Source organism: Bacillus sp. AP50 (genome assembly GCF_040492675.1).
GTDB lineage: Bacteria > Bacillota > Bacilli > Bacillales > Bacillaceae_G > Bacillus_A > Bacillus_A cereus.
This window is the reverse complement of record NZ_JBEUTW010000793.1, coordinates 1-2,678: the sequence shown is the minus strand read 5'-3', so window position 1 is coordinate 2,678 and position 2,678 is coordinate 1. Positions and strand designations below refer to the sequence as shown.

Here is a 2,678-nt window from a genome sequence, read left to right as displayed (position 1 = left end):
ATACAGTACTTAGAGAACTATGGATTACTTCAAAGTTTTGAGGAATTTTCAGAATCCTTCTTCAGTGATTCAAAAAGGATATTTTCGATTGGTATGCAACCCATATTTGATTATATTTTTGCACTTAGATTATATGAAAGTGGACATAATTATGATGACATGAAAATACCTGGGCAATTCCTGAAACAAAATGGTGTAATAATGATGCTTGCAATTTTGTTAATGGAAGAATATTCATATCTTCTATCAAAAAATAGCTGTATAAAACAAGCTTTTTCAGATTCGAAAAGATTGTCTTTAACATGTTTTACTTTAGCTAATGTTTCTATTACTGCAGCTGAAAAATATAAAGAATATATCGCTGAAGTAATGCGAATAGATGCTGAACATTTAAAGAAAATTGTTAATTCTTTAATTAAAGTAGTATCTCGGGTTAAAGGGCATCCACTTGGTAGTAAGATGTTACATGATTATATGATGGAGTTCAGCCTACCTGCTGAAAGAGATATAATTTGGTCCGTCCCAAGTAACATAGTGTATGGTATTAATGAAAAGTGGGTTTCTAGTATTTCTATTCAGTTAGACCATGAAACTTTCCAATTAAAAGCCGATGATTCTTTCGATGGTTTACCATTAATTTATGCATGGTTATTAACAACTGTAAATAATTCAGAAAGAGTAAGGTATAGAGCAACTTTAGGAGAATGGGCGGTTAGTCAGCCGTTAGAATTCTTTAAGCTGTTTCAATTAGTAATCGAAACTAATGATATGCAAATGCAAGAAGACATTTATTCAATTGCAGCTGGAAGTGTTCTTGCAAATCAAACGAATGAAGAATTTGTTAAATTATTTTGTGATTGGATAATACAATTTGTTTACCCTGATGCTAATACATGCCTCACAAACAATATCGCGATTAGGTACTATACTCGTTCTATATTGGAAAGTGCATATAGAAAAGGATATATTAATGAGGCAACTATCGAAAGATGTCGTCCACCTTACTTTAATAATATGGATATACCAATAGATATTACTGCAAGAACCGGATCAAGAATGGGAGGATATGGACCAATTGATTACGATTTATCAAGGTATGTACTAATTGACCCAATTAATTCGAACTTCTTTTATCCAGAAAAAGTATGTTCTGAGAATGAAAAGGATGAAATAGCTGGATTAGCAGAATATTTTGAGTTAGATGAAGTTAAAGTACTATTAAAAGTAGAGGATTTGGAAGAAGAAATCAAAATAAAATTGAATAAACTTGTTGATTATTATGAGAATCAACAAAATTTTTGGTTGAGAATTGATTCTTTAGAAGACTATACTGATTCGGATAGTAATTCCAACATTAAAGAGAAAAATGATGTGGGAATAGTTGAAAGCAAAGAAACTCTTAATTTAAAATATAATATTAAAGCTGAAAAGTTATTGAATCGATATATGGAGAAGTATGATGTTCAAAACCTTACTTCTGATCAATTTATACTTTGTGCTGCTTATAATTATTTAATGAAGCAAGGCTGGAAGAAAGATATATTTTCAACATATATTTCTTCAGATGGTGAAGAACGTATTGTCGGGATTGACTCGGCCATTCTTGGGAAATTCCATGCGGCTACACATGGTGCAAAAAGTGGAGTAATGAGTTTTTGTGAAAAATACATTTGGACTGCCAAAAATGAAATTTTAGGATATTTAGCTGATAACTTATTATTTAGAGGCTATGATAAACCACCTTTTATTATAGAAAATTATACCCTTCTTTCAGATTTTCCGAGTTCATTACAAGAAATCTCTCAGATTGATCCAAAAGAGAAAAGAAAACAGACAGAGCTTTATTTACCAGAGAATCTTTCTCCGGAGATAGAGGGAGTAGTTAGTGAAGAAGCAATCAATTTATGGATGAAAGATACCCCAGAGCCTACACTGGAAAATTGGATTTGTTTAAAGGATGAAAAAAATGAGAAGGAATCAGATAAGGTTTTATCATTATTTGGGTATCACTCCTTGTCAAATCAAACTGGTGGAGAAACAAATATGTGGATTACTTCAGTAATAATTGATAAGGAATACCTTTCAATTTTTAAAAGTGATTTTTTAAACAAAAAGCCATATCTATTAAGCATGTTTAATGATATTTCTGATGCCCATGCTACAATAGATAACGCGTGTTATATAACTCCAAAAGAGGTTTTACTTTTAGATGAAATTGAAGAGGTTGATGCTATTAAAAGGGTAATCACTTTTAAAGATAAAGATTTTAAAGAGTACTTTTTTAACTATACAGCAACGGAGTGTGTTTCTCATTTTCTTGAATTTGGTGATGTATATTATATTATGCCATCTAAATATATACGAAACCTGTTAAATATTACTGGTGGAGATGGATATGAATTCTATAACGAAAATTTAGAAGAAGTTGGTTTTTATAGAATAGCAGGGGAACCATGGTTTGATGAACAATCGTACTTATGTGTTAATAAAGAGAAGTTATTAAAGAATTTAGAAAGTGAACAAAAATCTATAGTATGGATTGTAAGAGTTATGAGAGAGGCAACACCTAAGGCTAGAGAAAAATACCGAAATGTGAATGGAAGATATAATGAATATTACATGCTGTGGTTTGAAAATGGAGAGATGCAGCAAATCAAGATTCATTCAGAGGATAACTA

Annotated in this window: 1 protein-coding gene; it reads left to right on the top strand. The window is 31.0% G+C overall.

Features of this window, described 5'->3' with window-relative positions; genetic code table 11:
• Positions 1-2,678: hypothetical protein (locus ABWK52_RS29545; RefSeq protein ID WP_353772393.1), on the top strand; the 2,678-nt coding region annotated here is incomplete at both ends.